Here is a 21,548-nt window from a genome sequence, read left to right on the forward strand (position 1 = left end):
TTGGAGAATTTTCGATGGAACAGTGATCCCACTCACGTTTTTCACAATTCATACAAATTTAATTATCTGATTTGACAATAGTTCAACAATTCAGTTACAAACTAGTCCGATAAAATCCTATGATGCACAAAAGTTATGGGGATACACTTTCTCCTAAGCTGAAGTTATGTAACATTGTCGGTAACCGCTTTAAATACCATCAGGTTATTGGTTACAAAGAAGTTATGTCCTGACCGGATCTTTAACAACCGCGATATGCACATGTCACGGCTTTACATTTCCAGTGGAACGCGCCTCTCACTCTGTACCCTTCACTGCTTATAATGCAGAGTGACACCGTGAAGTACTGCCAAATTGCAACATGCACGCGTTTCAGGTGTCGAAAGATCCTTACCTGCCTAAGGCGCTATGGAGACGAAAATGACAGATAAAAAAGTGACGCTAACCCTATCAGATGAAACGTCCATTGAACTGGGTGTACTGCAAGGCACGCTGGGCCAGGATGTCGTCGATGTCCGTCAACTGGGTTCCAACGGCCTGTTTACCTTCGATCCTGGTTTCACGTCTACAGCGTCCTGCGAATCAAAAATCACCTTTATCGATGGTGATGAAGGCATTCTGCTTCACCGCGGCTTCCCTATTGACCAACTGGCTACCCACTCTAACTACCTGGAAGTGTGCTACATCCTGTTAAATGGTGAAGCCCCCACGAAAGCCCAGTTTGAAGAGTTTAAACAAACGGTTACGCGCCACACGATGATTCATGAGCAGATTACCCGTCTGTTCCACGGTTTCCGTCGTGATTCACACCCGATGGCGGTGATGTGCGGCGTGACCGGCGCACTGGCTGCGTTTTATCACGATTCGCTGGATGTAAACATCGAGCGCCACCGTGAAATCGCCGCTTTCCGTCTGCTGTCGAAAATGCCTACCATGGCAGCGATGTGTTACAAGTATTCAATCGGTCAGCCGTTCGTCTATCCCCGTAACGACCTCTCCTATGCCGGTAACTTCCTGCACATGATGTTTGCAACACCGTGTGAAGAATACAAGGTTAACCCTGTGCTTGAACGCGCCATGGATCGCATTCTGATTCTGCACGCCGATCATGAACAGAACGCCTCGACCTCTACCGTACGTACCGCTGGCTCGTCAGGCGCTAACCCGTTTGCCTGTATCGCGGCCGGTATTGCCTCCCTGTGGGGACCCGCACACGGCGGCGCGAACGAAGCCTGTCTGCGTATGCTGGAAGAGATTAGCACCGTCGAGCACATTCCTGAGTTTGTGCGCCGTGCCAAAGACAAAAATGACTCTTTCCGCCTGATGGGCTTTGGTCACCGTGTTTATAAAAATTATGACCCGCGCGCGACCGTTATGCGTGAAACCTGCCATGAAGTGCTGAACGAACTGGGCATGAAAGACGATCTGCTGGAAGTGGCGCTGGAACTGGAACACATTGCGCTGAACGACCCGTACTTCATCGAGCGCAAACTCTATCCAAACGTGGATTTCTACTCCGGTATCATCCTGAAAGCCATGGGCATCCCTTCGTCCATGTTTACCGTGATTTTCGCCATGGCGCGTACCGTTGGCTGGATCGCGCACTGGAAAGAAATGCACGACGAAGGCATGAAAATTGCCCGTCCGCGTCAGCTGTATACCGGTTACACCGAACGCGAGTTCAGCTCGAAGCTGGATAAATAAGCTGTCCGGCAACGGGCGGTAAGGCGAAAAGCGGTGGTGTCCTTACGGGCACCGCCGCTTTTTTTTACTGACGCCGCCGGTCAGCGTGAGCGAATCTTAGTGAGAGGATGAACGGCGGACGTTTGAGATGCCCGAAAGGCCTGCCATTCTTCTCGCGTCACTTCCCATAATTGCGAGTCATGTGTGCCTGAAACGTACTGTTTTTTCTCTGTGCGGATACAGCGCATCCCACTGTTGACCGAAATATTCACAGATCGCTGATTCAGTGCCGCTTTTGGCGTTCTCAGCAGCGGTTTTTTCAGATCGGTAAACCAGTAATCCGTCACGGCCAGGCAGGCTTCTGTCATATAGCCCTGCCCCTGCCACTCCGGTACCAACCAGAAGCCCCGGTTATTATCCGGCGTCTCCATCAGGCAAATAACGCCAATCAGTTGCTGTTCCGCCGCTTTAGGCCGCAATGTCCAGTACCAGCCCGTCCCGGCCGCGACCGCCGGTAAGGCGACATTGGCAATATAGTCTCGTGCCCCGCCCTCGGGATAAGGCCAGGGCACCGAATCGATCAGGTAGCGTACAATTTCCCAGCGCGGAAACGCGATCTGCATGGCATCGGCATCCTTCAGCGACAGGGGTTTTAAGCGCAGCCTTTCCGTCACAATCTCAGGTGTCATGATGATTCCTTATGCTGTGAAGAAAACCGGGTGACGATATCCTTCGTTGACGAGTGACATTGCCCGCGTGCAACGGCGGGACAGGCCAGCGTTTTTATCTCTGACAGCCAGGGCACCAGTAAAACGGTCGGGCGGACAGGACGCCCTTTTCGATTACTTCACCGCAGCGGCGACATGTCTTGCCCTGGCGGTGGAACACTTCAAACCGAAATGCCGCTTCGCTGTGGTATTTTTTCATGGTGCCGCGCATGCGATAGGCATGACGCGGCACGGACAACAGCGCTTCGCAGAAAGCCGTCAGTTGCGCCTCACTCAGCGACTGTGCGTTATGCCGGGGAAGCAACTGGGCCAGCCAGAGGATCTCAGCACGTAAATAGTTGCCCAGTCCGGCCAGAAAAGCCTGATCCAGTAACAGTCCGCTGAACCGGCGGCGACAGAAACGCGGCGAGCACAGCCGTTCCCTGACCGCCTCTACGGTCAACTCCGCATTCAGTACATCCGGCCCAATGCGGTTGAGAAACGGATGACGGGCAAGCGTTTCCGCATTCAGGAGTTCAATATCCGACGCGCTGTAAAGCAATATCGCCTGATTGGCCGTCGCGAGACGCACACGTAACTGCCGTTTTGTCTCGGGCTGCATGTCTGGCGGGACGATGCGCCAGACGCCGTACAGCTGATTGTGCGAATACAGCGTCAGGCCGTTACTGAAATGGGTCAGCAACGCTTTACCGCGCGTCTCTATCGACGCCACCTGTTCTCCCAGCAATGCGGGCTCATAGGTTTTTAATTCGGGAAACGCAAACCAGACGTCGGTCAGGGGCTGGCCGACGATGGCCACTTCAAGCTGATCCGCCACGCGGCGAATCTCCGGTCCTTCAGGCATCACTCGTCCTCTTAATGCGTTGCGCCACCCACTTCCTTCACATCCTGAGCGGTGGTCAGGGTCGTTTGTACGGCAATTTTCAGCGCCTCAATAACGGTTGCGGCGGGCATACTGGGTGCACCCGGGTGATGCACCGCCTGTTCAGGCAGGTAGGGAATATGAATGAAACCGCCCCGTGCCGGGCTGCCGTTGCTTTCAAGCCAGTGCAACAGGCCATACATTGCCCGGTTACAGGTAAAAGTTCCTGCGGTTTGCGACACCGATGCCGGAATGCCCGCTTCCCGCACCGCGGCCACAATGGCTTTGATCGGCAGGCGTGAAAAATATCCGGCCGGGCCATCCTGAACGATGGGTTCGTCCACGGGTTGCCTGCCCGCATTATCCGGAATGCGCGCATCATCCACATTAATACCAATTCGCTCTACCGTGATATCGCTGCGACCGCCTGCCTGCCCGACAGCGATAACGGCATCGGGCCTGATCGTTTCCAGCGCCTGATACAGCACGTCCAGCACCTCGCTGAATACGACGGGCAACTGGCGCGTCACGATGCGTGCGCCGGCAATAGTCTGGCCTTCAAGGGCACTGACCGCCTGCCAGGAGGGATTAATGGATTCGCCGCCAAAGGGCTCAAATGCCGTCATTAATACCGTTTTCATGCTGCCTCACAAAAACATCAGGAAGTAGAGTAAGAAAATGTTAACAATTAACAGTAGCACACCGGTTGGCACCTGAGCTTTGATGACCGCGTTGCGATCCGGTAACTCCAGCAAGGCAGCAGGCACAATGTTGAAGTTTGCTGCCATCGGCGTCATTAACGTACCGCAGTAGCCGGAAAACATCCCGATTGCCGCCATGACCGCCGGGTTACCGCCATGCTGTAACACCAGAATGGGAATGCCGATGCCCGCGGTAATAATCGGGAACGCCGCGAATGCATTCCCCATCACCATGGTGAGCAGTGCCATCCCTGCCGCGTAAACCGTGACCGCAATGAAGCGGTTATCCACGGCAAGATAATGTTCGGTGAGATGGGAGATCGCGCCACCGACGCCCGCGGCCGTAAACAGTAGCCCCAGGGTTGCCAGGATTTGCGGCAGGAGAAACGCCCAGCCGATGCAGTCCAGCAAACGTCGGGTTTCCTGCATCGACTGCACTGGGGTTTCACGCGTCATTTTCATGGCGATCAGCCAGCCCAGCAGACAGCCTGTGGCCATGGAGAACAGCGTAATCAGGGTGGAATGGTTGCCCGCGCCGAACACCCACGTTTGCAGACCGGGAAGGTTATTAAACGCTAACACACCGATCACTGTCACGACGGGGATCGCCAGGGCTGGCAGGAAAAGTTTGTTGCCCAGACGCTGGGCACTGGCCTGTTTTTCCGCCTCACTGCGCTGGTGATAGCGGCCCATTCTTACCCCACCACAACCGGCAAGGATCCCCATGATAACCACCGCTACGCCCACGCTAATTTGCAACATACGTGTGCCGCTTTCGGCAGAGCCCATCAGTTGGGTCATCAGGGCGGTTGTCCAGTCACCCACCAGAAAAATCAGGCCATACAGTCCCCAAAATAAGCCAGTGGTGAAACGGCGCGGATTTGCGCTGTCGCGCCAGGATAAAACCGCGACAACCAGCAGAATCAGGCCAGCCAGCCACATCAGATACTGTTGCTGAATCATGACGGCTCTCCTTTGGCTTTCATGGCCTTGCTGTTGATAACGCGCAGTTCTCGTGCCAGCTGGCGGTCCAGCCTGATCAGGCGGGCGGAATGAATCAGAAAGGCTGAGAGCGCCGTGGGAATGCCCCACAGGGCAATATGCAATGGCTCAGTCTGGATACCGGCGGACTCCTGCATAAAGTTATGCATAAAAATAATGGCGCCAAAGGCGACAAAGATATCCTCACCAAAGAACAGCCCGACGTTGTCGGTGGCAGCGGACATGGCACGCAGGCGATGACGGACCTCGGGCGGTAGTGCCCCGTAGCGGTTTTCGCTGGCCCCCTCGGCCATCGGCGCAAGTAGCGGGCGCACCATTTGCGGATGGCCGCCGAGACTGGTCAGCCCGAGGGCCGCAGTCACCTCACGCACAAACAGATAGACAATGAGCAACCGTCCCGCCGTCGCCGTTTTGATCCGGGCAATCCACGCCTGCGCACGCTGTTTCAGACCATGGCGTTCCAGTAAGCCAATAACCGCCAGCGGCAGCAGCAGGATCAACGGCAGGTTGCGGGTATTCAGAAATCCCTCACCCAGCTTTTGTAAAATATCGCCCAGCGGCATCAGGGCAGCGATCCCGGTGACGAAGCCTGAAACAATGACCACCAGCACCGGATTAAAACGCAAAACGAAGCCAACGACGATGGCAGCAATGCCCAGCAGCGGCCAGAGATTTACTACGCTGTCCATACTTTTCCCCTCGTGAAATAGTAAGCCTGAGACGTTCAGGCTGGTTATGCCGTTTTTTTATTGACTGGTGACGGTGATAGCATGGCTGGCAAAGCTGGCACGCAGACGTTGCGCAAACGTCAGTGCATGCGCCCCGTCACCATGCAGGCAGACGGTTTCTGCGTTCACCTGAACCGCCTCACCGGTCACACTGATGACCTGCCCCTGTCGCACCATCATCAGGGTTTGCTGAATCGCCTGGTCTTCCTCTTCAATCAATGCGCCGGGCTGGCCACGGGGCACCAGCGCGCCGCTGCTGAGATAGCCGCGATCGGCAAACACCTCCTCCCGGGTTTTCAGGCCGTGATGGGCCGCCGCGCGAATCAACTCACTGTTAGCCAGCCCCACCATGATCAGCCGGGCATCGACGGCTTTGACGGCTCGCGCAATCGCCTCGGCCAGCGTGGCATCCGCCGCCGCCTGGTTATACAACATACCGTGAGGTTTAACGTGAACAAGCGACTGCCCTTCGCTCTCAGCCAGACTTTTGAGCGCACCAACCTGATAGATGATTTGCGCATAGACAGTTTCCGGCGGCAGTTGCATCGCACTGCGGCCAAAGTTTTCACGATCGGGAAAGCTGGGATGCGCGCCAATCGCCACGCCAAATTCGCTGGCCCAGCGAATGGCCTGCAACATCATCTGCGCGTCGCCTGCGTGAAAGCCGCAGGCGATGTTGGCGGAACTCACCAGCTGCAACAGCGCACGATCGCTGCTGCTCCCCTCGCCCAGATCGGCGTTTAAATCAATTTTCATTTGCCAGTCCCCAGGCCATTTGCCCCAATACATGCTGCTGCTGTCGCGTTGCCGCCAGCGCCTCTTCGGGCGTACAGGGCATAAAATGAATCGGCTCGCCCAGACGAATCTGCGCCAGATGATAAAGATCGCATTCAATGACGCAGGCGATACGTGGATAGCCGCCGGTGGTCTGTGCATCCGCCAGCAGAACGATAGGCTGACCGTTTCCAGGCACCTGAATGACGCCGGGCACCAGACCATGCGATAACAACTCGCGCGGCACGTCGCGTTGCAAAGCAGGCCCCTGCAAACGGTAGCCCATGCGATTACTTTGAGGGTTCAGCTTCCAGGCTGCTCGCCAGAACGCCTGTTGTGACGCTTTGCTGAATTCGTGGTATTCCGGTCCGGGTAACGCACGAATACGGTTACCCCAGAGCAACTGGCGCACGCCTTTTTTGCTCGTGAAGTGCTGTTGCGGTTTGCCCAGCGGAATGACGTCGCCGTCCTGCAGCGTTCGCCCCTCAAAGCCGCCAAAACCGGCCTTGATGTCGGTGCTGCATGAGCCCAGGAACGGCGGAATCGCGAAACCACCGTGCACAGCCAGGTAGCTGCGCATGCCGTGAATCGGTTTCTTCAACACCAGGACCTGCCCTTTTTTTACCGGTAAACGCCAGCCTGTCCAGACAGGCTTGCCATCCAGTTCGGCCTGACAACCCGCTCCCGTTAGTGCAAACCATCCATCCCGACGGAATTCCGCTTTGAACTGTCCGAGGACAATTTCCAGCACGGCGCTGCCCGGCGGATTGCCTGCCAGCAGATTGGCTGTGATCATGGCGGGCTGATCCAGGACACCACTGACGCCTATGCCATACTGTCGCCAGTGATAGCGTCCGAAATCCTGAATGCTGGTTGCCAGACCCGCGCGAAGAATGTTTAACATATCCCTTCCTTTTGCGGCACAAACCGGACATTGTCACCCGGACGTAGTAAGGTTGGCGGCTGCTGGCTGGGTGTGAAAAGCGCGACCTGCGTCCTGCCAATCAACTGCCAGCCGCCTGGTGAGACCAGCGGATAAACACCGGTCTGGCTGCCGCCGATGCCGACCGATCCAGCCGGAACCGCAACGCGCGGTTCGGCGCGGCGCGGCATATGCAGGCGCGCATCCAGGCCGGCCAGGTAAGGAAAGCCGGGCTGAAAACCAATAAAGAAAACCGCGTAATCCGTGCTGCTGTGTAACGCGACGAGCTGCTTTTCCGTCATGCCGGCGTGGTCGGCCACCTGACGCAAATCCGGCCCCGCCTCGCCCCCATAGATGACCGGTATGGTCACAAGGCGCGACTCTGTGTCCTGCACCTCACTTTCCTGCCACCACTGTTCAAGTTGCGCCGTCGCCTGTCGGGCATCTCTGGGCGGCTCCCGTAACAGCAGCGTCAGGTTGTTCATGCCGGGAATCACTTCCCGGGTCGCGTCGTGTGACTGCAAACGCTGGCACAGATGCCAGATTCGCTGCTGACTGGCCAGCGAAACGGGCGGAGACAACTCCAGTACCACCGCGCGCTCGCCCAGCATATAGCATCGTGTTTTTTGCAACACGTACCTCCTGGTAAACAGCTTTGCGGCGCTCAGACAGGATTCTGGCGCGCAAAAGCCAAATGTGTTTTACAACCCAGGAAGGTAGTTATGCGAAAGTGACGGTAATGTGTCAACAGGTTTGGGTTCTGCGCAGATGGCAGAACCCAGGGGGATCAGGCGGGATTGGGAATATCAATAAACGTGACATCCAGGCCATGATGCTCCGCCAGCCATTCACCCAACGCCCGAATACCCGCGCGTTCGGTGGCATGGTGGCCTGCGGCGAAAAAGTGCAGGCCTTGTTCACGGGCGCTGTGAATGGTTTGCTCAGAGACCTCGCCCGTAATAAAGGCATCTACGCCAAAGGCGGCCGCATTATCAATAAATCCCTGACCGCCGCCACTGCACCAGGCAACACGACGGATCGCTGCTGGCGCATTATCACCACAATGAAGCGGCTCCCGTCCCAGCACCTCAGTAATACGCTGTGCCAACGCATGGCCGCTCACAGGCTGAGTCAGTTCGCCCCAGGGCACCAGCGGCATAATCTCGCCCATCACGTTAATACCCAGCAGCTTAGCCAACTGCGCGTTATTACCCAGCTCAGGGTGCGCATCCAGCGGCAGGTGCCAGCCGTAGAGGTTAATATCGTTTGCCAGTAGCGTGCGCAGACGCTGGCGTTTCATGCCTTTAATCACCGCCGGTTCACTTTTCCAGAAATAACCGTGATGTACCAGCACCGCATCGGCTTTGCGCGCCACCGCTTCATCCAGCAGCGCCTGGCAAGCGGTCACGCCGGTAACGATCGTTTTCACTTCAGGTCGGCCTTCGACCTGTAGCCCGTTTGGCGCATAATCGCTGAAGGTATGGGTTGCCAGCTGATCGTTAACGATTTTTTCTAACGCATAGTGATTCATTTCTGCTCCTTGCCACCTCAGGCCACATTTTTTGCGCGCTCGAAGGCGTCGAGTGTCTTTTTACGTGCGTCCTTATGTTCCACGATCGGTGTTGGATAATCGAGTGTCTTGTTGTTTTTCCGCGCCCATTCGTGCGGCTGATGAATCGCACTGTCCGGCACGTCTTTCAGTTCGGGAAGGTAGTGACGAATAAAATCACCCTGTTCATCGAAACGCTCACTTTGCGTAGTAGGGTTAAAAATGCGGAAATACGGCGCGGCATCGGTCCCCGTGGACGCCGCCCACTGCCAGCCGCCGTTATTGGCGGCCAGGTCGCCATCGATAAGCTGCTGCATGAAATAGCGCTCGCCTTGGCGCCAGTCGATTAACAGATCCTTTACCAGAAAACTGGCCGTGATCATGCGAAGCCGGTTATGCATCCAGCCGGTCTGCAACATCTGTCGCATGGCGGCATCGACGATGGGATAACCGGTTTTCCCGGCTTTCCAGGCGTCAAAATGCGCCTCGTTTCGTTGCCACGCGACATGACGCGTCCAGTGGACAAAAGGCTGATGCTTACACAGTCGGGGAAACGCAACGATGAGATGGCGATAGAACTCACGCCAGATGAGTTCATTGATCCAGACAGCCGCCGGGCTGCCTTCCAGCGCCCCGGGATGTTCATGCAACACCCGATGCAGACACTGGCGCGGTGAAAGCACGCCGATGGTCAGGTAAGCCGATAACCGGCTGGTGCTGTCGCGCGCAGGCAGGTCACGCTGCTTTGGGTAATCCAGCACGGCATGTTGCGCAAACGCACGTAGCCGCTTAATCGCCGCCTGTTCACCGGCCGGAAACAGCGCATCATCAACCTCAGCATGGTCGTAATCAAACGGCGAAATCGCTTTTGGTGTGTTCAGGGGCGCGCCAGCCCGGGCTTTAGGCGCCGGGACACACTCAGGCAACCCCTGCTGCAGGCGACGAATAAAGGCTTTGCTGAACGGGGTAAACACTTTGTACATCTCACCATCGCCGGTCTGGATACTGCCGGGCGACAAAAGTACGCTGTCATCAAACCCCTGACAGATCACGTCCGCTTCATCTAACCGCTTTTCCGCCTGCGCATCGCGCTGACGTTCGTTAAATTCGTACTGGTAGTTATAAAACAGTTGATCAACGTTTTGCTGTTCACAAAACGTGACGAGAAAATCCACGCTGGCAGCGAAATCATTACACTGATGAACATGCAGCGGGATGCCTTTTTCGGCCAGTGATGCCTGCAGGCTGCAGAGATTCTGGTGAATAAACGCGGCCTGGCGGGGGGCCATATCGTGTTGCTGCCACTGTCCCGGCGTGGCAATAAACAGTGCTATGACACGGGCATCTGACTTGCTGCAGGCGGCATGCAGCGCAAGGTTATCATTGATGCGCAGGTCATTACGGAACCAGACAAGATGGGTCGTCATCATGCTCCCGACTCATTGTCCGTAGCGCAGGCGCAGCGCTTCCGGGTAAGGATCGAAGTAGCGCTGCTGCGTCAGCCACGGATGAGGATATTCAGCCATGTAGTGCTTAAGAATCGTAATCGGCGCCAGTAACGGTTGCGTGCCCTGACGGTAACAATCAATCAGTGACGTCAGTTCTCTGCGTTGCGGCGAACTCAGTTGACTGCGGAAATAACCCTGAACATGCATCAACACATTGGTGTGGTTAGTGCGCGAGGCCGGTTGTGACATCAGATCCATAAGGCGGTTGCGGTACTCGAAGGCAAACGCCTCCAGCGACTCCCACTGGTTCATCGAGGCAACAAAGGGGCCCAGTTCACGGTATTTTTTTTGCGAATGCGCCAGCAGTAACAATTTATACTGGCTGTGGAAGGCAATCAGGCCATGACGGGTCAGCCCCTTTTTCCACATTTCATGAAACTCGTGCAGCGCGCAAATCCGGCCGATAAAGTTTTCACGTAATGTCGGATCGTTCAGACGCCCGTCTTCTTCGAGCGGTAACCAGGGCATTTCACGTTGCAGAAAACGGGTAAATATACCGGTTCCCGCTTTACGGTTATTATTGGTGGCGGGCTCGTAGATACGCACGCGCTCCATCCCGCAACTGGGTGATTTTGCACACAGTATGTAGCCGCACAGGTGATGCAGCGATTTCACGCGTTTTTCGGACCAGTCGCGCATCTTATCGGTGATGTCATCGCCGCCCTCTTTGCTGAAGCAAAGGTGCAGTTCATCGTCGTCGCTCTGCTTAACTAAGCGCAGCGCCGGGCGCGGCGTGGGCAGCCCAATCGCCATTTCAGGGCAAACGGGTTCGAAACGAACAAAAGGCGTCAGTTGCTCAGTGGCGAACGCGAGCCGCTTGTGGCCGCCATCAAATCTGACGCTCTCACCAAGCAGGCAAGCGCTGATCCCAACGGGAATTTTTTCGCTCATACTTGTACAACCTCCGAAAACTTGTAGAGGTTTAAGTGTAGCGTAAAACGACCGGGATGGTACAGATTCTGTGTAGCAAAAGTGAACGCCGCGAAGCCTTTCAGATGACCAGCCCGTGGTCTTTTTTAACGGTTTATTCTCCCACTGCCACGCTGACCAGCCAGCGCCGAATCACCTTTTCATCCTCAGGCGTGACACCCGAAAGCAGGCTGGCCTCAACCAACTGAACCGCTACTTTGCACTGCGCGAGAACGTCACGCCCGGCGTCAGCAATCTCAATCACCTGAATTCTGCCGTGCACCGCATGCGGACGACGACAAATCATTCCGGCCCGCTCCAGATTCGCCACAATGACGCTCATCGTCTGTGGCGTCAGCAGCGACAGACGCGCAAGGTCGGCACCCGATGCGCCGGGATAGGCCGCAAGCATGGTCAGCACCGAAAATTGCGGCAACGTGACGCCTTTATCCTTCAGCGCATTTTCCATTCTGATTTTATGAGCCGCATGGGCCTGCCGCAGCAGATAACCAATATGGCCTGACTCACCGCGTTTTCCTTCACCGGGTTCGGGGATGGCGGTGCTCTGCAGATCTGACTTGCGCATAATATAAGAGTTCGTATATTGTTATTCGAACTCTTATATTAGCAGATGAGGTATATCGTGACATCGCTTAATCACCGTCGCAGCGACTGGTCTTCGTTCGAACATACCGCACCCGATGTGGTGGCAGCCTTAGCGATGCTGGGCAAAGCCGTTGACGATTCCGGGCTGGAAAAATCGCTCACTGAGCTGATCAAACTGCTCGCTTCACAGCTGAATGCGTGCGCTTTTTGCCTCCAGTACCATCTCAATCTGGCGCGTAAGACCGATTTGAGCCCGGTAAAAATGGATCTGGTCGCCGTATGGCGCGAAGCCGGTATCTATTCGGAGCGGGAATGTGCGGCGCTGGCCTGGACAGAGGCCCTGACCTTAATGGTGCAGCAGCCGGTTTCTGATGCGGTTTATGCTGAGGTCAGCCGCGTCTTCGATAAACAGGAGATCGCGTTTCTTACCTCGGCTGTTGCCGCGATCAATGCCTGGAACCGTATCGCAGGCGCGCTGCAGTTTGCCCCGCCGGTGCCTAAACGCTAAGAAGCGCGTAAAGTGCGGTGCCCGTCGGGCCGCCATGTCGGGGCTACGGGCCAGATAACAAGGAAGGGCTGCCCGTGAACGGGTACTGGCGAACGGGGCGGCTTGCCCGGACACTGGGAAGGTTTCCTGCGTCACTGGCGCAAAGCTAAGGCGCAACTAAGCTGCGTGACGGAATGAACAGGGAAAAAAGAGGCGCTGTGTCGACCTTAACACCGGGCCACAGCACACTGCAGGTGAAAACAGATAAGCACGTCTGAAAACGCTGGCAATCCCCTCTGTAGGGATGTGTCCCCAGGCCTGTGCGGCGTAAAATCAAGCGCACAGCAGGGACTTACCAGAAAATACCCGCCGCTGCTTCAGACTGCGCCAGCCAGACCGGTTTGGCGCTGGTTTTGCACCACATCCGATGCAGGTAGCTGTAGAAGCGCGCCCGATCCTGGCGAAACAGCATAACTGGCAGAGCGAGCAGACCTGACAGGATGACCAGCGTTCGGCGCAAAATAATTTTGTGAAGTGGATAGGTGCGGTACATAGCAGCCTCCTGAGTAAAAAAACGTCATAAATGTGATCTGTGTCTAATATTACGCCGGGTTGGATGATTTTACTACTCATCTGACCACTAAATTTGCGTCTTTTTTGTTCTGCACGGGTAAGTTTACCTGGCCGTTATACCCAGGTTAATTATGAGTTACAGAGGTGATCCTTCAACGGATTTCATGGCAACACGGACGAACGCCAGAAAAGTTGATACAGTGTGTTTTCCCTTTTCAGGCAATGGCAGGATTGGTGTGACCACGGTTTTAATCATTGAAGATGAGAAAGAAATTCGCCGCTTCGTGCGCCTCGCGCTGGAAAGTGAAGGCCTGAAGGTTTTCGATGCTGAGACGCTGCAACGTGGGCTGATCGAAGCCGCCACGCGAAAGCCCGATTTAGTCATCCTTGATCTGGGTTTACCTGATGGCGACGGCAAGACGTTTATTGGTGAACTCCGCCAGTGGAGCACGCTGCCAGTTATTGTTCTCTCTGCCCGTACTGACGAGCAGGACAAAATTGACGCACTGGATGCTGGTGCCGATGATTACCTGACTAAACCTTTTGGGATTGGTGAACTGCTGGCGCGTGTTCGGGTCGCCCTGCGGCGTCATGCCGGGAAGCACCCGGATCCGAAGGTCAGCTTCGCCGACGTGGTCGTCGATATTGCCGCACGCCGCGTGCTGCGCGCGGGCGAAGAGGTTCACCTTACGCCCATCGAGTTTCGTTTGCTGACCACATTACTGAATAACGCGGGGAAAGTTCTGACGCAGCGTCAGCTGCTGAATCAGGTCTGGGGACCCAATGCTGTCGAACACAGCCATTATCTGCGCATTTATATGGGCCATCTGCGTCAAAAGCTTGAAGCCAATCCGACACAACCCGTTCACCTGCTGACGGAAACCGGTATCGGCTACCGGTTCATGCCATAAAAAAAGCGCCAGCGGCGCTTTTTTTATTTAACAGATTTATCAGGCGTTTTTCAGCACTTCACTGACAATCTCGACGGCTTCTTTCTCGATCTGCGCACGGTGCTCTGCGCCCAGGAAGCTTTCACAGTAGATCTTATACGCGTCTTCGGTGCCCGATGGACGCGCAGCGAACCAGCCGTTTTCCGTCATGACTTTCAGTCCACCGATAGACGCGCCGTTACCGGGAGCGGCCGTTAAGCGCGCGGTAATCGGATCGCCCGCCAGCGTATCTGCACTGACCATTTCAGGTGACAGCTTCGACAATGCGGCTTTCTGCGCTGATGTTGCTGGTGCCTGCAGACGGTTGTAGCTTGGCGCACCGAAGCGTGCAGCCAGTTCATCATAGTGTTGCTGCGGGTTCTTGCCCGTTACGGCCGTAATTTCTGCCGCCAGCAGACACAGGATGATCCCGTCTTTGTCGGTTGACCAGGGTGTGCCGTCGAAGCGCAGGAATGACGCGCCCGCACTTTCTTCGCCGCCAAAACCAAAGCTGCCATCAAACAGGCCATCCACGAACCATTTAAAGCCCACCGGAACTTCTACCAGCTTGCGGCCAATATCGTCCACGACCCGGTCAATCATCGCACTGGACACGAGGGTTTTACCCACGGCAACATCCTGACCCCACTGCGGACGGTGCTGGAACAAATAGTTGATCGCAACGGCCAGATAATGGTTTGGATTCATGAGCCCGGCAGGGGTAACAATGCCGTGACGGTCATAATCTGGATCGTTTCCGAAGGCCAGATCGAATTTGTCTTTGTAGGCCAGCAGCCCCGCCATGGCGCATTCGGACGAACAGTCCATGCGCACCACACCATCTTTATCCAGGTGCATAAAGCGGAAAGTCTGGTCGACAGCGTCATTCACCAGCGTCAGATCCAGCTTGTAGTGCTCAGCGATACGCTGCCAGTAAGCGATCCCGGAACCGCCAAGCGGATCGACACCAATCTTCAGGCCCGCTTTCTGAATCGCAGGAATGTCGATGATCTGTGACAGACCTTCCACGTAAGGCTGAATCAGATCTTTTTCATGGATGTGGCCGCTGGCCCAGGCCTGATCCAGTGACAGACGTTTAACGTCTTTAAGGCCGTCTTTCAACAGCTGATTCGCGCGGTCTTCCACCACTTTGGTAACGTTGGTATCTGCCGGCCCACCGTTTGGCGGATTGTATTTAATGCCGCCATCTTCCGGGGGATTGTGCGACGGCGTAATCACAATGCCATCCGCCAGTGGGCCGCCGGATTTGTTGTGTTCAAGGATAGCGTTCGAAATCGCAGGCGTTGGCGTATAACCGTTATCCTGCTGAACGATCACATCAACCCCGTTTGCGGTCAGCACGGACAGCACGGACAGCAGCGCGGGCTCAGACAGCGCGTGCGTATCTTTACCCACATAGCACGGGCCGGTAATACCGTTCTTTTTACGCTCTTCCGCAATCGCCTGCGCAATCGCCAGAATGTGCTTTTCGTTAAAGCTGTGACGTCCTGCGCTACCGCGATGGCCTGATGTGCCAAATTTCACCGCATGTTCTGGATTCGCCACATCGGGCTGCAGGACATAATATTGTGAAGTTAATTGTGCAACGTTAATCAAATCGCTCTGCTGGGCAGGCTGCCCGGCACGGGGGTGATTGGCCATTGGCGCTTCTCCCTGACGCTTCAGTTTAAATGGTGCCGCAAACTTTCTCAGCCAGTTCCGATGGGAACTGCATCGACAGCATAATGTGTTCGATCATGCTGCGTTTACGACCGGTATTGGTATTCGTAATGACCCAGTACGGCGTGCCGGGCACATGCTTCGGCTTGGTATGGGTGCCGCTTTGCAGCAGCGTGTGCTCATCGCCTGCAAAATAGATGCGCGTACGGCCCTGCATGGAGGTGGTCGCCTCAGCAAACGCGGCCGTATCCAGACGATAGAGCGTTGACAAGATTAGCATAAAGCGATTTACCGCCCGCTTCTGCTCTGCATATTCATCAGAAAGCAGCAACTCGCGCACCGCACGAACACGATCCTGAGGGCGTGACTCATTCCCTGCCGACTGTGCCGTTTTAGACGGCTGCGAGGCGGCAACAGGCTGTGTTTCGGTCGCGGTGGCTGTCTGACCCGCAGTAAACTTCAGCATACGGCGCAGAATATCGGATGCGCTTTCGCCAATATGTTGCGTGTGGCTGGCAATATAACGGTAGAGCTCTTCGTCAACTTCGATCGTTTTCATCTTATTCCGTACGGTTTTGACTCACGACAGAACCCGCGATTTTCTGAAAATCCAGAGGTAAACACCGGGGTTTCAGGCCGTGTGCAGGTTCTAACATGAAGATTATAAAGTTAAATTCAGACAGGCTGATAGCATTCAAACGGTTTAGGGGCAAAAGTCAGAATATGTCCTAATGCCACCGGAAGCAGCGCACCTGAAAAGGTGAAACCATGATAACCTAAGCGCAGGTCTCACACTTAAGAACTTTGCTATGATTTTGAATGCCCGTCTGCAAACTGAACAATCTTCTGCTGATTCCACACCCGTTCTGCTCATTCACGGTTTGTTTGGCAGTCTTGATAACCTCGGCGTTCTGGCGCGCGGTCTGAAAGATGACCATCCGCTTATCCAGGTTGATGTGCGTAATCATGGCTTATCTCCGCGCGCTGACGAGATGACCTATCAGGTTATGGCCCAGGATATGCTGGACACGCTTGATGCGCAGGGCATTGAGCGCCTTTCCGTCATTGGTCACTCCATGGGCGGTAAAATTGCCATGACGATGAGCGCCCTGGCCCCTGAGCGGATAGAACAGATGGTGATGATCGACATTGCGCCCGTCGACTATCAGACGCGCCGCCACGACGAAATTTTTGCCGCGATCCGAGCCGTCACCGACGCGGGCGTGACGCTGCGCAGTGAGGCGGCCGGGATTATGCGTCAGCATCTTAACGAAGAAGGTGTGATTCAGTTCATCCTGAAATCGTTCAGTAGCGGTGAATGGCGCTTTAACGTTCCAGCGCTCTGGGACAACTATGCGTATATCACGGGTTGGGAAACGGTGCCCGCGTGGCCGCACCCGGCGTTGTTCATTCGCGGTGGTGACTCCCCTTATCTGGACAATCAGTACCGTGACGCGATACTGCAACAGTTTCCCGCCGCGCAGGCGCACGTGATTGGCGGTGCAGGTCACTGGGTCCACGCCGAAAAACCTGATGCTGTTTTACGCAGCATTCGCCGCTTTTTTGCACGATAAATCCGCTTAACTGGCTGTAAAAGTTTAGGATTGGCGTCCATGGTTAGCCTGGAGTATGATGGCGCGCTAAATTTTTGCCGTGGGCGCGTATCCACGGTAAAAGCCAGTAATTTAATCTGCGCAGCGGCACGATCCGTTTGCGCCCATTCAGTTGTACTAAGCCATGGCAAAAGAAAACACTGACCGCACGACGCTCGATCTGTTCGCTAACGAGCGTCGCCCTGGTCGCCCTAAAACCAGTCCGCTTACGCGTGATGAACAACTGCGTATCAATAAACGCAATCAACTGAAACGTGACAAAGGGCGCGGGCTTCGCCGTGTCGAACTCAAAATGAACAGCCAGGCGGTAGAAGCGCTTAATACGCTGGCTGAACAGCGTAATCTCAGCCGCAGTGAATTAATTGAACAAATGCTGCTGGCGCAACTCAAACTGGACTAACGCACGCAAACCGCACACAGAAACAAATGTCGCGGCTTTACAAGTTCCGCCCTTTTGCGTGGTCTGCTATCATTTGCTGAATATGCTCAGGCATTCATTCTATCATCAGGATTTAAGAGGTTATTTTACCCATGGCAATCGTAGGCATCTTCTTTGGCAGCGATACCGGTAACACCGAAAACATTGCAAAAATGATCCAGAAACAACTGGGCAAAGACGTTGCAGAGGTTCACGACATCGCGAAAAGCACTAAAGAAGATCTGGAAGCCTTTGACATCCTGCTGCTGGGTATTCCGACCTGGTACTATGGTGAAGCACAGTGCGACTGGGATGACTTTTTCCCGACGCTGGAAGAGATCGACTTCAACGGTAAGCTGGTGGCGCTGTTCGGTTGTGGCGATCAGGAAGACTACGCCGAGTACTTCTGTGACGCGATGGGCACCATTCGTGACATCATCGAACCTAACGGTGCCATTATCGTGGGCCACTGGCCAACCGAGGGTTACCACTTCGAGGCCTCAAAAGGTCTGGCAGACGATAACCACTTCCTGGGCCTGGCGATTGATGAAGATCGCCAGCCAGAACTGACGAACGAACGCGTCGACAAGTGGGTTAAGCAGATCTTCGATGAACTGCAACTCAAAGAAATTATCGAAGCCTGATAGCCGTGAGCGCAGTGTGGGCGCTGGTCCACACTGCATCAATGGCTTTTCCTATAAAAATAATAGCTACATTTTTGTAACTTTCCGCATTTAGTCTGTAGAATACCCGCATCGATCATCTGCTTATTTCCCTGGAATTGAGATGACACAACGCGAAATGGTAGCCAGCCCGCCCTCCATGCTTTGTACCGCGAACATCGCCACGGTTTCATCGCAGGCAGCATCGGTTTTCATTTCAGCGCATCAGTTCTATAATGAGACGCAAATGAGAATGGCGGTCGATCGACATACAGGCTACATGCCACAAGAGTGACCAAAGTAACAGGACAATATCCGCATGACTGACAACAACACCGCATTAAAGAAGGCTGGCCTGAAAGTCACCCTGCCCAGACTCAAAATTCTGGAAGTGCTTCAGGAACCTGCATGCCATCACGTCAGCGCGGAAGATCTGTATAAACGCCTGATTGATATGGGCGAAGAGATTGGACTGGCCACGGTTTACCGTGTACTGAACCAGTTCGACGATGCCGGCATTGTGACCCGCCACAACTTTGAAGGCGGTAAATCGGTGTTTGAGCTGACGCAGCAGCACCATCACGATCACCTGATCTGTCTGGATTGCGGTAAAGTCATTGAATTTAGTGATGAGTCTATTGAAACGCGTCAGCGTGATATCGCGACCCGTCACGGTATTAAGCTCACCAACCACAGCCTGTACCTGTATGGTCACTGTGCCCTGGGCGATTGCCGCGAAGACGAAACACTGCACGACAAGTAACGTTTGTCAGACGGTAAAGAAAAAGCCGATGCCTGCATCGGCTTTTTTGTGCCTGTCAGTCACGCCACCAGCGTTTCCTGCAGGTAGCGCCAGCGGGGCACCGAGGTGGAGCAGTCCAGAATCGCAACGGAAATGCGGCTTTTATTTTCCCCATTCATCATCTGCACTTCCCGATACTGAATGGTGACCTCGTTAGCGTGCTCTGACAGGATCACATGTTCGCTGGTCGCGATGCGCATCCCTTCCCGTGCGCCCTGTAAGCGGCGAAAGAGTTCTTCAACCTCATTGAGGTTCAGCATCTTGCCCTGTGGCGTGACCATCTGGAAGTCAGGATGAAAATGAGAAAGCAGCAGATGAAAGCTGTCACCACTGTCACGGCTGTGGTTAAAAATATGTTCAATGAGTTGATGTAAGACGACAACGCTGTGTTTGGCTTCCTGTGCGAAAACTGTCATTTTTTTCCTTTTTAACCCGCAAACAAAGACTACAGAGGGTTAGCGTACCTGAAAAAAAATAATTCACACCGGGAAAGTTATTAAAAAAATTAAACTGAGAGCGATTCCACAGAAGTAAAATTAATCGAATTAAACGGGTTCAGGACAAATGTCGGCGCTAAAAAAAATCCACCCAATAAAAAAGGGCGATTGCTCGCCCTTTACCGATCATCTGATGACTATGCGGCGTAAATTATTCGCCGTTTTTCGCCCAGGTATCGCGCAGACCAACAGTACGGTTAAACACTAACTGCGACGGTGTTGAATACACACTGTCAGCGCAGAAATAGCCTTCACGTTCGAACTGATAAGGCGCACTGGCTTCTGCGTCACGCAGACCGGGTTCAACGAAGCCGTGTTTAATCGCCAGCGAATCCGGATTGATTGTCGTCAGAAAATCATCCGCCGCACCCGGATTCGGGACGCTGAACAGACGGTCATACAGACGGAATTCTGCCGGTAGTGCATGTTCAGCTGAGACCCAGTGGATAACCCCTTTGACTTTACGGCCATCAGCAGGATCTTTGCTCAGCGTATCGACGTCACAGGTGCAGTAGATGCAGGTGATATTGCCTTCTTCATCTTTCGCGGTCCGTTCCGCACGGATGACATAGGCATTACGCAGACGCACTTCTTTACCCAGCACCAGGCGCTTATATTGCTTATTCGCCTCTTCGCGGAAGTCGGCACGATCGATCCAGATCTCGCGGCTAAAGGGAACATCGCGTGTGCCCATTTCCGGTTTGTTAGGATGATTTGGCATGCTGAGCACTTCATTGTGCCCGGCAGGCAGGTTTTCCAGCACAATTTTCACCGGATCCAGCACCGCCATCGCCCGCGGCGCATTTTCGTTGAGATCGTCGCGGATACAGGATTCCAGCGAAGCCATTTCAACGATGTTGTCCTGCTTCGTGATACCAATGCGGCGGCAGAACTCACGAATGGAGGCCGCGGTGTAACCACGACGACGCAAACCCGACACGGTTAACATGCGCGGATCGTCCCAGCCTTCAACATGCTTCTCGCTGACCAACTGCGTCAGTTTGCGTTTTGACATCACCGCATACTCCAGATTCAGGCGCGAAAACTCATACTGACGCGGATGAACATGAATAGTAATGTTATCCAGCACCCAGTCATACAGGCGGCGGTTGTCCTGGAATTCCAGCGTGCAAAGGGAGTGCGTAATGCCTTCCAGCGCATCCGAAATGCAGTGGGTGAAATCGTACATCGGGTAGATGCACCACTTATTGCCGGTTTGATGATGCTCGGCAAACTTGATGCGGTACAGCACCGGATCGCGCATGACGATAAAGCTGGAAGCCATGTCGATTTTCGCGCGCAGACAGGCTTTGCCCTCTGCGAACTCGCCATTGCGCATTTTTTCAAACAGCGCGAGGTTCTCTTCCACACTGCGGTCGCGGTAAGGGCTGTTTTTACCCGGTGCCGTTAAGGTACCGCGGTATTCACGAATTTCGTCTGGCGTCAGTTCATCAACGTAGGCCAAGCCTTTGTTGATCAGTTCAACGGCATAGTGATAAAGCTGGTCGAAATAGTCAGATGAATAACGAACCTCGCCGCTCCAGGTAAAACCCAGCCACTGCACGTCACGCTTAATGGATTCGACGAACTCCATATCTTCTTTGACCGGATTGGTATCGTCAAAACGCAGATTGCACTCGCCCTGATAATCTTGTGCAATACCGAAATTCAGGCAGATTGATTTAGCATGGCCGATATGCAGATAACCATTTGGCTCTGGCGGAAAACGGGTATGCACACTGCTGTGCTTACCGCTCGCCAAATCCTCGTCAATAATCTGACGAATAAAGTTCGTTGGGCGGGCTTCAGCCTCACTCATCTCAAAATCCTCAACGCATAGAATGGGTGGTTTATACCACGTAATATCCGGGTATGATCCACAAAGCGTTGCAGAGAAACAACCGTTTGTTGGGCG

Annotated in this window: 24 protein-coding genes; 7 read left to right on the top strand and 17 right to left on the bottom strand. The window is 54.5% G+C overall.

What is annotated here, in order from left to right; all coding sequences use genetic code 11:
• The first annotated feature begins 420 nt into the window (after positions 1 to 420).
• Positions 421 to 1,704, top strand: coding sequence for a citrate synthase (locus tag C1N58_RS11805; RefSeq protein WP_006118451.1), 1,284 nt, complete (start codon positions 421 to 423; stop codon positions 1,702 to 1,704).
• A gap of 80 nt (positions 1,705 to 1,784) precedes the next feature.
• Here the strand turns inward: C1N58_RS11805 and C1N58_RS11810 are convergent, their stop codons facing one another.
• The 12 genes from C1N58_RS11810 to C1N58_RS11865 all read right to left on the bottom strand — a co-directional run bounded on the left by C1N58_RS11810 (position 1,785) and on the right by C1N58_RS11865 (position 11,952).
• On the bottom strand, positions 1,785 to 2,372 hold the full coding sequence (locus C1N58_RS11810; protein ID WP_394564202.1) for a GNAT family N-acetyltransferase: 588 nt from the start codon (positions 2,370 to 2,372) through the stop codon (positions 1,785 to 1,787).
• 94 nt (positions 2,373 to 2,466) lie between these two features.
• Positions 2,467 to 3,255 carry an endonuclease VIII gene (nei, locus tag C1N58_RS11815; RefSeq protein WP_039337980.1) on the bottom strand — a complete coding sequence of 263 codons (789 nt, stop codon included), beginning with the start codon at positions 3,253 to 3,255 and terminating at the stop codon, positions 2,467 to 2,469.
• A gap of 11 nt (positions 3,256 to 3,266) precedes the next feature.
• Entirely contained in the window at positions 3,267 to 3,914 is a 648-nt protein-coding gene (pcp, locus tag C1N58_RS11820; protein WP_394549799.1) for a pyroglutamyl-peptidase I, read from the bottom strand.
• A gap of 6 nt (positions 3,915 to 3,920) precedes the next feature.
• Complete coding sequence (locus tag C1N58_RS11825) at positions 3,921 to 4,937, bottom strand: DUF979 domain-containing protein (RefSeq protein WP_394549800.1); 1,017 nt, start codon at positions 4,935 to 4,937, stop codon at positions 3,921 to 3,923.
• Positions 4,934 to 5,665 carry a DUF969 domain-containing protein gene (locus C1N58_RS11830; protein WP_394549801.1) on the bottom strand — a complete coding sequence of 244 codons (732 nt, stop codon included), beginning with the start codon at positions 5,663 to 5,665 and terminating at the stop codon, positions 4,934 to 4,936. The genes C1N58_RS11825 and C1N58_RS11830 overlap by 4 nt, the downstream gene beginning before the upstream one ends.
• Positions 5,666 to 5,722: 57 nt before the next feature.
• Entirely contained in the window at positions 5,723 to 6,460 is a 738-nt protein-coding gene (gene pxpA, locus C1N58_RS11835; protein ID WP_054634312.1) for a 5-oxoprolinase subunit PxpA, read from the bottom strand.
• A complete protein-coding gene (gene pxpC, locus C1N58_RS11840; RefSeq protein WP_394564203.1) occupies positions 6,450 to 7,382 on the bottom strand; it encodes a 5-oxoprolinase subunit PxpC in 933 nt (310 codons plus the stop codon). The genes pxpA and pxpC overlap by 11 nt, the downstream gene beginning before the upstream one ends.
• Positions 7,376 to 8,032, bottom strand: coding sequence for a 5-oxoprolinase subunit PxpB (gene pxpB, locus C1N58_RS11845; RefSeq protein ID WP_394550866.1), 657 nt, complete (start codon positions 8,030 to 8,032; stop codon positions 7,376 to 7,378). Before pxpB ends, pxpC begins: the two co-directional genes overlap by 7 nt.
• Before the next feature lie 155 nt (positions 8,033 to 8,187).
• Positions 8,188 to 8,931: a type 2 GTP cyclohydrolase I gene (locus C1N58_RS11850; protein WP_033739329.1), complete on the bottom strand. Its 744-nt coding sequence runs from the start codon at positions 8,929 to 8,931 to the stop codon at positions 8,188 to 8,190.
• A 17-nt stretch (positions 8,932 to 8,948) separates the two neighbouring features.
• Positions 8,949 to 10,376: a deoxyribodipyrimidine photo-lyase gene (gene phrB / locus C1N58_RS11855; RefSeq protein ID WP_394564886.1), complete on the bottom strand. Its 1,428-nt coding sequence runs from the start codon at positions 10,374 to 10,376 to the stop codon at positions 8,949 to 8,951.
• A 12-nt stretch (positions 10,377 to 10,388) separates the two neighbouring features.
• Positions 10,389 to 11,348, bottom strand: coding sequence for a YbgA family protein (locus tag C1N58_RS11860; RefSeq protein WP_006118440.1), 960 nt, complete (start codon positions 11,346 to 11,348; stop codon positions 10,389 to 10,391).
• A gap of 133 nt (positions 11,349 to 11,481) precedes the next feature.
• On the bottom strand, positions 11,482 to 11,952 hold the full coding sequence (locus tag C1N58_RS11865; protein WP_394549803.1) for a MarR family winged helix-turn-helix transcriptional regulator: 471 nt from the start codon (positions 11,950 to 11,952) through the stop codon (positions 11,482 to 11,484).
• A gap of 57 nt (positions 11,953 to 12,009) precedes the next feature.
• Here C1N58_RS11865 and C1N58_RS11870 point away from each other — a divergent pair, with 57 nt between their 5' ends.
• Positions 12,010 to 12,480 carry a carboxymuconolactone decarboxylase family protein gene (locus C1N58_RS11870; RefSeq protein WP_394564204.1) on the top strand — a complete coding sequence of 157 codons (471 nt, stop codon included), beginning with the start codon at positions 12,010 to 12,012 and terminating at the stop codon, positions 12,478 to 12,480.
• A 331-nt stretch (positions 12,481 to 12,811) separates the two neighbouring features.
• Here C1N58_RS11870 and C1N58_RS11875 read toward each other — a convergent pair whose 3' ends face one another.
• Positions 12,812 to 13,012, bottom strand: a complete 201-nt coding sequence (locus C1N58_RS11875; RefSeq protein WP_054634317.1) for a YbfA family protein — start codon at positions 13,010 to 13,012, stop codon at positions 12,812 to 12,814.
• A gap of 256 nt (positions 13,013 to 13,268) precedes the next feature.
• Here C1N58_RS11875 and kdpE point away from each other — a divergent pair, with 256 nt between their 5' ends.
• The gene (kdpE, locus tag C1N58_RS11880) at positions 13,269 to 13,943 is read left to right on the top strand and encodes a two-component system response regulator KdpE (protein ID WP_006118436.1); all 675 of its coding nucleotides are present in this window, start codon (positions 13,269 to 13,271) and stop codon (positions 13,941 to 13,943) included.
• Positions 13,944 to 13,982: 39 nt separating this feature from the next.
• Here kdpE and pgm read toward each other — a convergent pair whose 3' ends face one another.
• Positions 13,983 to 15,623 (bottom strand): phosphoglucomutase (alpha-D-glucose-1,6-bisphosphate-dependent), encoded by a 1,641-nt coding sequence (gene pgm / locus C1N58_RS11885; RefSeq protein WP_033739321.1) that lies wholly within the window; start codon positions 15,621 to 15,623, stop codon positions 13,983 to 13,985.
• Positions 15,624 to 15,648: 25 nt separating this feature from the next.
• Positions 15,649 to 16,200 carry a replication initiation negative regulator SeqA gene (gene seqA, locus C1N58_RS11890; RefSeq protein WP_006118434.1) on the bottom strand — a complete coding sequence of 184 codons (552 nt, stop codon included), beginning with the start codon at positions 16,198 to 16,200 and terminating at the stop codon, positions 15,649 to 15,651.
• 250 nt (positions 16,201 to 16,450) lie between these two features.
• Between seqA and ybfF the strand changes: the two genes are divergently transcribed.
• From ybfF to fur, 4 genes are all read left to right on the top strand, one after another.
• Positions 16,451 to 17,215, top strand: coding sequence for an esterase (gene ybfF, locus C1N58_RS11895; RefSeq protein WP_054634318.1), 765 nt, complete (start codon positions 16,451 to 16,453; stop codon positions 17,213 to 17,215).
• Positions 17,216 to 17,378: 163 nt separating this feature from the next.
• A complete protein-coding gene (gene ybfE / locus C1N58_RS11900; RefSeq protein ID WP_006118432.1) occupies positions 17,379 to 17,654 on the top strand; it encodes a LexA regulated protein in 276 nt (91 codons plus the stop codon).
• Positions 17,655 to 17,785: 131 nt separating this feature from the next.
• Positions 17,786 to 18,316, top strand: a complete 531-nt coding sequence (fldA, locus tag C1N58_RS11905) for a flavodoxin FldA (protein WP_006118431.1) — start codon at positions 17,786 to 17,788, stop codon at positions 18,314 to 18,316.
• Between the two features lie 337 nt (positions 18,317 to 18,653).
• Positions 18,654 to 19,097 carry a ferric iron uptake transcriptional regulator gene (fur, locus tag C1N58_RS11910; protein ID WP_033739317.1) on the top strand — a complete coding sequence of 148 codons (444 nt, stop codon included), beginning with the start codon at positions 18,654 to 18,656 and terminating at the stop codon, positions 19,095 to 19,097.
• 59 nt (positions 19,098 to 19,156) lie between these two features.
• On the opposite strand, the gene C1N58_RS11915 is transcribed toward fur, so the two are convergent.
• Both C1N58_RS11915 and glnS read right to left on the bottom strand, forming a co-directional pair.
• Positions 19,157 to 19,552 (bottom strand): hypothetical protein, encoded by a 396-nt coding sequence (locus tag C1N58_RS11915; protein WP_033739315.1) that lies wholly within the window; start codon positions 19,550 to 19,552, stop codon positions 19,157 to 19,159.
• Positions 19,553 to 19,784: 232 nt separating this feature from the next.
• A complete protein-coding gene (gene glnS, locus C1N58_RS11920) occupies positions 19,785 to 21,452 on the bottom strand; it encodes a glutamine--tRNA ligase (RefSeq protein ID WP_394564205.1) in 1,668 nt (555 codons plus the stop codon).
• Positions 21,453 to 21,548 lie beyond the last annotated feature (96 nt).

The sequence above is a fragment of the Pantoea sp. SGAir0180 genome (assembly GCF_043546245.1).

Excerpts from the sequence above, each read along its gene's own strand:
- pxpC (WP_394564203.1), bottom strand. The coding sequence starts at position 7,382 with ATGTTAAACATTCTTCGCGCGGGTCTGGCAACCAGCATTCAGGATTTC.
- C1N58_RS11830 (WP_394549801.1), bottom strand. The coding sequence starts at position 5,665 with ATGGACAGCGTAGTAAATCTCTGGCCGCTGCTGGGCATTGCTGCCATC.
- C1N58_RS11825 (WP_394549800.1), bottom strand. The coding sequence starts at position 4,937 with ATGATTCAGCAACAGTATCTGATGTGGCTGGCTGGCCTGATTCTGCTG.
- C1N58_RS11915 (WP_033739315.1), bottom strand. The coding sequence starts at position 19,552 with ATGACAGTTTTCGCACAGGAAGCCAAACACAGCGTTGTCGTCTTACAT.
- C1N58_RS11860 (WP_006118440.1), bottom strand. The coding sequence starts at position 11,348 with ATGAGCGAAAAAATTCCCGTTGGGATCAGCGCTTGCCTGCTTGGTGAG.
- fur (WP_033739317.1), top strand. The coding sequence starts at position 18,654 with ATGACTGACAACAACACCGCATTAAAGAAGGCTGGCCTGAAAGTCACC.
- pxpA (WP_054634312.1), bottom strand. The coding sequence starts at position 6,460 with ATGAAAATTGATTTAAACGCCGATCTGGGCGAGGGGAGCAGCAGCGAT.
- phrB (WP_394564886.1), bottom strand. The coding sequence starts at position 10,376 with ATGACGACCCATCTTGTCTGGTTCCGTAATGACCTGCGCATCAATGAT.
- ybfE (WP_006118432.1), top strand. The coding sequence starts at position 17,379 with ATGGCAAAAGAAAACACTGACCGCACGACGCTCGATCTGTTCGCTAAC.
- glnS (WP_394564205.1), bottom strand. The coding sequence starts at position 21,452 with ATGAGTGAGGCTGAAGCCCGCCCAACGAACTTTATTCGTCAGATTATT.
- C1N58_RS11865 (WP_394549803.1), bottom strand. The coding sequence starts at position 11,952 with ATGCGCAAGTCAGATCTGCAGAGCACCGCCATCCCCGAACCCGGTGAA.
- C1N58_RS11850 (WP_033739329.1), bottom strand. The coding sequence starts at position 8,931 with ATGAATCACTATGCGTTAGAAAAAATCGTTAACGATCAGCTGGCAACC.
- pcp (WP_394549799.1), bottom strand. The coding sequence starts at position 3,914 with ATGAAAACGGTATTAATGACGGCATTTGAGCCCTTTGGCGGCGAATCC.
- seqA (WP_006118434.1), bottom strand. The coding sequence starts at position 16,200 with ATGAAAACGATCGAAGTTGACGAAGAGCTCTACCGTTATATTGCCAGC.
- C1N58_RS11875 (WP_054634317.1), bottom strand. The coding sequence starts at position 13,012 with ATGTACCGCACCTATCCACTTCACAAAATTATTTTGCGCCGAACGCTG.
- nei (WP_039337980.1), bottom strand. The coding sequence starts at position 3,255 with ATGCCTGAAGGACCGGAGATTCGCCGCGTGGCGGATCAGCTTGAAGTG.
- fldA (WP_006118431.1), top strand. The coding sequence starts at position 17,786 with ATGGCAATCGTAGGCATCTTCTTTGGCAGCGATACCGGTAACACCGAA.
- C1N58_RS11810 (WP_394564202.1), bottom strand. The coding sequence starts at position 2,372 with ATGACACCTGAGATTGTGACGGAAAGGCTGCGCTTAAAACCCCTGTCG.
- pgm (WP_033739321.1), bottom strand. The coding sequence starts at position 15,623 with ATGGCCAATCACCCCCGTGCCGGGCAGCCTGCCCAGCAGAGCGATTTG.
- C1N58_RS11805 (WP_006118451.1), top strand. The coding sequence starts at position 421 with ATGACAGATAAAAAAGTGACGCTAACCCTATCAGATGAAACGTCCATT.
- ybfF (WP_054634318.1), top strand. The coding sequence starts at position 16,451 with ATGATTTTGAATGCCCGTCTGCAAACTGAACAATCTTCTGCTGATTCC.